Source organism: bacterium, assembly GCA_016786595.1.
Taxonomy (GTDB): Bacteria; Bdellovibrionota_C; UBA2361; order SZUA-149; family JAEUWB01; genus JAEUWB01.
Window position 1 is genome coordinate 287,687 of record JAEUWB010000060.1, and the last position, 7,054, is coordinate 294,740.

General features: G+C 42.4%; 6 protein-coding genes. All 6 read left to right on the forward strand.

Annotated features, from left to right (window positions below; all coding sequences use genetic code 11):
* On the forward strand, positions 1–1,686 hold the full coding sequence (locus JNK13_12080; GenBank protein ID MBL7663477.1) for a glycosyltransferase family 39 protein: 1,686 nt from the start codon (positions 1–3) through the stop codon (positions 1,684–1,686).
* Positions 1,686–2,375: a hypothetical protein gene (locus JNK13_12085; GenBank protein MBL7663478.1), complete on the forward strand. Its 690-nt coding sequence runs from the start codon at positions 1,686–1,688 to the stop codon at positions 2,373–2,375. The genes JNK13_12080 and JNK13_12085 overlap by 1 nt, the downstream gene beginning before the upstream one ends.
* Before the next feature lie 152 nt (positions 2,376–2,527).
* A complete protein-coding gene (locus JNK13_12090) occupies positions 2,528–3,199 on the forward strand; it encodes a pilus assembly protein (GenBank protein MBL7663479.1) in 672 nt (223 codons plus the stop codon).
* A 305-nt stretch (positions 3,200–3,504) separates the two neighbouring features.
* Positions 3,505–4,512 carry a pilus assembly protein gene (locus tag JNK13_12095; GenBank protein ID MBL7663480.1) on the forward strand — a complete coding sequence of 336 codons (1,008 nt, stop codon included), beginning with the start codon at positions 3,505–3,507 and terminating at the stop codon, positions 4,510–4,512.
* Between the two features lie 19 nt (positions 4,513–4,531).
* Positions 4,532–6,637, forward strand: coding sequence for a VWA domain-containing protein (locus JNK13_12100; GenBank protein ID MBL7663481.1), 2,106 nt, complete (start codon positions 4,532–4,534; stop codon positions 6,635–6,637).
* 278 nt (positions 6,638–6,915) lie between these two features.
* On the forward strand, positions 6,916–7,054 hold a 139-nt coding region (tuf, locus tag JNK13_12105; GenBank protein ID MBL7663482.1), incomplete at its 3' end, for an elongation factor Tu.

Here is a 7,054-nt window from a genome sequence, read left to right on the forward strand (position 1 = left end):
ATGAATAAACAAAATCTAACACTTGGAATAATTCAGACAGTCACGGCGCTTCTGATCGCAGCAGCCTGGGCTGCGAGTATTTATTTTCTTTCTACCTTATCAAATTTCGAACTACGTACGAAGCTTGCAACGTTAACTGTTTGGACGATGCATGCTGCAACCCTCAGTCTTGTGATTGGTGGGGTCATGCTGATCCGTCGTGCTTATCAAAATCAACATCCACTGCTAAAGCGGAAAAACCTTCTAGGTATTTCACTTGTTTTATTCGGCTTATTCTTATTTGTGAGTTCGGTAGTACCCCGCACGAATAGAATTTATTTTGATGAACAGATTTTTGAAGGTATCGCGCTTTCGATTGCACATACCGGTAAAGCCTATATGATCAATCATGGTGAAGCTGAATTTGGTGCGCTACGTTCTTTTGCGCAAGAGTATAACAAACAGCCTGCAGGTTTTCCTTACCTTGCAGCACTTGGATTTCGATTGTTTGGCGCAGACGAAGCGATTTCCCATAGATTAAATAATTTATGTTATGTCTGTAGCGTTTTATGTCTCGGGCTATTGGCTTGGGTACTCACGCGATCTTTGATCGTTAGTGCATATGCAGCTGGATTTGCGGCTATCACTCCGATGTTTGCAATTTGGAGTAACACTGCAGCGACGGAACCAGCTGCGACTTTTTTTTGGATCTTGACTGCTCTTGCCGGCGTGGATTTTGCACGCCGGCAAGGTATAGCGGAAGCGCTATTTTTTTCTGGGGCACTCGGATTGAGTTTGTTTATGCGACCAGAGTCTGCGTTGATTCTCGGGGTGCTTGGAATAATATTAATCCCCCAAACTAGAACTCTCTTACGTATAAAATCGACTTACCTGTTGATCAATTTAGCTTGGCTTTTTGGTATGGTGGCACTAGCGCATTTATTTGCAGTGCGCGATGAGCCCTGGGGCAGCCCAGCTGATCGCTTTTCATTAGAAATTTTCCGGCAAAATTTCCCAATTAACTCCGCCTTTTATTTTAACAACCAAAGTTATCCTCTAGTTTTATCGATCCTAGCGATTTTTGGCTTGTTTGCCAGACAGTCGATACGCGCTCGTTGCTTGGGACTTGTTTGGTTTTTGTCGACCTGGATAATCTTTTTATTTTTTTACGCGGGGAGTTATGAGTATGGCGCGGATGTTAGGTTTTCAATTTTAACAACACCTGCTCTGGCTTTGCTTGCCGCTTTCGGAGCGGCGCAGATCGGAAAAATTAATTCTACTTTACATTATTTTATTATTGGCGTTTGCATGCTTTCATTCGTCTCGTTTTTGCCGCTAATGCGTGCAATCGGTCATGAAGCTGCAGAGGCAAGGTCCGACGTGGATACAATGCGCGAATTTGCAAAATCTTTACCACCGCGATCGTTTATACTCAGTCACGTGCCTGCGATGTGGCTAGTTTGGGGCAAAAACGCTGCTCAACTCAATATGGTGCAAAGTGATCCGGACTATGTCAGAGATACTTTACCAGAACGCTTCCCCGGGGGGGTCTATGTGCATTGGGGGCATTGGTGTAATGTGCCCGATTACAATCAGAATAAACCCTGCGAGGCTGCCGAGCAAATATTTGAAATGCAAATTTATCGTCGATATCAAGTAGATAACCATGATTTTAAAATACTAAAAATCGTTAAAGCTAAGAACTGATGCAAGTGCTCTTTAAGTCATTATTACCAATTTGTTTTTTACTTGAAGTACTTAGTGCTCAAACAGTGTTTGCGCAAATTGACCTCACATATTCCCTAGTAGTCAATAAACAAGGACTGAATGTTGAGTTTGTATTAAACGTGACAAACACAGGATCTGAAATTGCCTATGGCTTAAAACCAGAATTTACATTGCTAGATTCAACTGCCGAGTCAACAGTAAAGGATATCTACCCAACTCAAACAGTCGAGTTTAAAAACTCGCAAATCATGAGTCACCCTGCAGAAATTAAGCCCGGAGCATACCCGGTTTATGTATTAGTTAAATACTCTGATGTGTTAAGACGGGAATATGCTGCACGACTCATCGGAAAACTCCTAACTGCAATTCCAGAATTGCAAACGCCTTTTAAACTCGAAATCCTCAGTAATTCTATAACAGGTTACAGAGCACAGGTTACAAATTTAAGTTCCACACCTTATTCGATTGTGGCTAACCCTTTCCCAGGTAATTTGACAAACTCAAACAAGCAGAAAATTTTAATGCCTAATTCTACTGCGGTATTTGAAGTGTCTTTAGAAAAGAAACTCAACGAGACAAATGACATTTTTTTCGTGATTTCAGGTGCAAACCAAACAGCGCATTTTTTTAATTTTCATGGACTTAAGCAACTTGAGGATGAGCATTAGAATGACAATTCTAGCAAAGAATCTGTTCTGATCTGTCCGATTCTCGAAAAAATATTGCTTTTTCACGCTTAATTTTGTGCGACTAATGAAGTTTTCTGAAGCATAATCGATAGATTGCCGATCTAAATATATAGGCTCTAATAGAGGTTTTTATGTCAAAGCGATCTTGGATCAATAATTCTGGCGTAGCGGCAACTGAAATGGCGGTCGTTTTGCCTTTTATCGCGCTATTGTTTTTTGGTGTTTTTGACTTAGGTCAAGCGTTATTTAGTTCTGGTTCCCTAGTCCAGATAGCTAATGAAGGCGTAAAAACTGGGTCGCAATTGTCGGGAATCAAAGCTGCTAGCAATGAATCTTTTCAGAACGTTTGGTGCTATGAAAATGAGAGTGAATGTAAACCGAGTGGGCAGATTTTAACCGAGTGCGCAGATGTGAGTTATTCACCGACTTGTAAACTTGAGCACTGGGTAGTGCAAAGGCGAATTCGTTCACTCTTGAGCGAAGTTGCTAAAATCCCTTCAGGACAAATTACGACTATCGAAAGTGGTTTCGTTAAAACCACACGCGGCGACAACGTGAGCGTGAAGATTACTGGAACCTATCCAGGGACTATCCCCTTTATGAATGGCATTCCTTTTGAAGTCGAACACATGGGACCGTATCTATATGGCGACTCGCGCTTTTCTTATAAAAAGCCCGGTAGTATGGAAGGTATTGATTTACCAGGAGAGCCGCCGATTGGTGGGGGTGGAGGCGTTGAAGTAGGTGGAGATGTTGGTCTAACTAGCACGGGTGGTATAGAAGCTGTTGGGGTTGGTCTCTAGTCGCCCTCAAGTTGCCGATTTTAATAGCTTTGTTTGAAAAATATATCTGTTGTCTAGCATGACGATTGATTTTAATCTCACTCGAAGTTAGTAGATTGATCGCCGACTTATATACTTTTGAAATATAGATTGGCAGTCTGTCTAGTCGTCCAGTAAAATGATTTTACTGGACGACAATGAGTAAATATCCGTTAGCGAGAGTTTCGTTAAATGAAAAAACTTTTGGTTACGGATGTCATAGTGGGACATATTTAAATTAGCGATTAATGCATTCTACCCAAAGCAACTTTACCAGAGGGGCAACATTGCTCGAGTTTCTACTCGTTGCTTTCATCTTTTTTATTTTGATCTTTGGTTTTTTAGATTTTTCACGCGCACTTGCTGTTAAGAATACTTTAAACAGGGCTGCTTCAGCTGCAGTGAATCTTGCAGCAACAATTCCCGATATCCAACTCGATATTCGTCAACAGACAGGCGAAACCTGCGATCCCGGAAACCCCAATGATCCATGCACGAAACGGCGCAATCAATATAAAGCAGCAAGAGATCGAATTGTTGACACTGCTTTAGGCATTACGCGCGCGACCTTTATTAGTGATCCCGATCAATCAAATCTAGCTACCTTGACTTGGTTTTGCGCAGATTCAATTACACGCGAAGAATCAGATGATTGCAATGCGGCAATTTCAAATAATAATTGCAGAACAGACTCGGCGAAACGCCGAGCAGGTATGCTGATTAGACCCGGTGAAAATTTTTGCGCGTTTGAACAAGCCGGTAGTTACTTTTGGGCACACCGGCATCCGACTCTAGAAAAATTGAGCACAGGCGAAAATGTTGAAACTATTTTGCGCGAGCATCCTTTAGTATACGATTTGCGTGCCAGACTTTCAACGATTACTCCAATTATCCCTTCGTTTACTGTTACCGCAGAAATTCCTGCGTATGTATTTCAAGTTAGTACAGGCTCCTTTCCTGAGCCATTTACGATTACAACATCAACATCAACATCTACTGTTACAACAACGACTTCAACTACTGTAACGACAACAACGTCTACTACCTCTACATCTACTACCAAGACGTCAACAACATCAACGACTGCAACATCTACAACTCGGACAACTACGACATCTACTTCTACGACATCTACTTCTTCGACTAGTACTACTTCTTCAACTTCCACTACTGTCTGTAATTTAAATGGCGGCATTTGCAATGCTCCACCTTATTGCGTTTACCCTAATGGCCCATTCAATTGTTGTTTTGACGCAGCACATTGCAGTTGCAAGTCTTGCGCTGGGGGCGGTTAGAATGCATAAGATAATTTCTATGAGGAATGAGTCAGGCGCAATCCTATTAATTACAGCTTTTATTGCTGTTGTTTTAGTGATCTTTCTTGCCTTAGTAATTGACGTTTCTTTGATGTTTGTCACCCAAGATCAGCTTCAACGAGTGATCGATCATGCTACGATGGGGGGACTTAAATCATTTCTCGATCAAAATACATTAAATCTTCGTCCTGCGTCAGCTCGTGATCGTGCGAAGGAAATTTTTGAATCGAGGCACAACAGGCTTTTTGCTCAAGCGCTATTCAAAAATCCTGGCTCCTTGCAGTCGGATATCCAGTATGCTGGTGGTGGCGGTGGAGGTAGCAATGGAAAAATCTATTTCGGTCGCTGGCATAGCGCTGAGCCTCCCAATGGATGCACCGGCTATCTTTCTGAAGATGCGCAATGCCCATGCGTTGGCGGGGCGTATGTCAATAAAAAATGTTTTGAAAACCGTACCGCAAAAGCAGTGGCTGGTGCAACTGATGCTAACATTGATGCAATTAAAATCGAGTATCACCTAGCGAGTGCTAACCCCTTTCAAACAATTTTTGCCCGTGTTGTTGGATTAAATGAATTAGTCACTGGCGTGACTAGTATTGCAGCAATTACGCCACGACACGGCTATGCTGAAATCGATGGGTCAGTTTCGATTACTCAAGAAAACTTTCGCGCGATTGGTGCAACTGGCGGCTATGAATACCCGAATGGAAATTATCACCGTGCTGAAGCAAAATATGCTTTTGGGTTACAGCCGGGTCAAGATTGCGCTTCAAATCCAGCGATTGTAACAAGTTGTATTAGCAATCCTGATACATGCCCACTTGATAATAATGACGATTTAAGGATTCAGTGGACTGACAGCACTTCGATTGGAAATCTTCCTGGTATCCGTAATTGTTTTCCACCCTATAGCCAAACAGGAGACCCGGCTTGCTTTGCAGGTCATCAGATCCGTCATTATCGCGATGATTATCAGTGCGTTGAGGCTAAGCGCAAAGATACTAGTGGCAATGTTATCGCTCGTGATTATTCTTTAGTGGCGAATTATCGAGAGACTGGTGCGAATGGAGTGCATATTGGTCCGCAACCGTATACTCGAGTACTCAAGACAGTTAATCTTTTTGCGCAACGCTTCCGCGACCGCAAACAAACTGGCGATTTATTTGGCATGAGTTTTTTCGACCACGAACCAAATTTTATCCCCAACCGTCAATTCCGCTTGGAAGTTCCAAGTGATAGTAATTCCGAATTTATTAATTTATTAAAAGTAACAGATGTTTCTTTTGATACCTGGACAACAGGAGTGACCTGGCAACAACGACTCAAGTATCGCAATGAAGAACGTTATTATATTCCGCGTACCAATGCTTACACCGACATTTTATTAGCTCTTCAACAAGCTTCCAGTGCGCTTGCAGCTGAACGGACTGGCCAAGTCGATTCCTTTATTATTTTATTCACTGATGGTTTGACGAATTGCATCACTCAAGGATCTAATCGCGCATGTCAAAATACGGAACAGTACCATCGAGCTTCAATGTCCGAAGTCGTTAATTTTGCAATTAACTCACTAGCGCCATCACGTGTGGCATTACATACAATGCTCATTGGTGAGGATGTTGGGGGACACACACTGGTCAGAGACGATGGTGCATCTGCTGGAGATGGGGATTGTTTAAATGAAGCTCAGACAAGAAATCTGGGACGTGGTGCTTTAACTGACTATCGCACTGGACCAAGTTACGGAGGTGGTAACTGGGGACAAACAAAATATTTCTACCCAAATCGACTCTCCGAGGCGTCAGTTGTGACAAAAGGACTTTACCTGCCACTTCGACCACCTTTACTCGACAATCTAGGCAATCCAATTAACCTTTCGTCTTGGATTACTCAAAAATGTAAAGACTCAACTGTCAGTCGTGGGAATATTGTTAATTGTAGCGGCGGTGACTGCACTTATAATACTGGAACGACTAACCCCGTGGTCTTAGATAAATTTGGGCGTCTTTTATACGATCCATATGGGCGCACATATGACGAGCAGGCTCAAGCATTCGTTGACGCAATTTTTACAAAATCAACTTTTGCTATCGTTGATAATTAAAAATTATTAGATTTTACCGCACTCGCAGATCAACTAACCACCTGATAAGTCTCAAGTACTTGTGGCAATCAATGTAAAAATCCACCCACTTGCAGTTATTGCTCAGTCGGTGTAGTTTTCCTGTGCTTTAAGTGGGCTCCTTCGGGATTAGACTGAGTGCCAAAATAAATACATAAATTTCTTCTTTCAGCTCAGCTAGTTACAAGCTTGAGACTGAAGAAGTATTGTCAAAAAGAAGTATTGCCCCAAAACGATTTTAATTTAGGAGAGACAATTATATGTCAAAAGGAAAGTTTGAGAGAAACAAGCCACACGTGAACGTCGGAACGATTGGTCACGTGGACCATGGGAAGACGAGTTTGACGGCAGCGATTACGAAAGTGGCAGCGGAAGCTGGGATGGGGGAGTTTCGAGCGT

What these genes read in the sequence shown, in the direction of transcription:
- JNK13_12080 (MBL7663477.1), top strand. Translation starts at nt 1, where the DNA reads ATGAATAAACAAAATCTAACACTTGGAATAATTCAGACAGTCACGGCG.
- JNK13_12085 (MBL7663478.1), top strand. Translation starts at nt 1,686, where the DNA reads ATGCAAGTGCTCTTTAAGTCATTATTACCAATTTGTTTTTTACTTGAA.
- JNK13_12090 (MBL7663479.1), top strand. Translation starts at nt 2,528, where the DNA reads ATGTCAAAGCGATCTTGGATCAATAATTCTGGCGTAGCGGCAACTGAA.
- JNK13_12100 (MBL7663481.1), top strand. Translation starts at nt 4,532, where the DNA reads ATGAGGAATGAGTCAGGCGCAATCCTATTAATTACAGCTTTTATTGCT.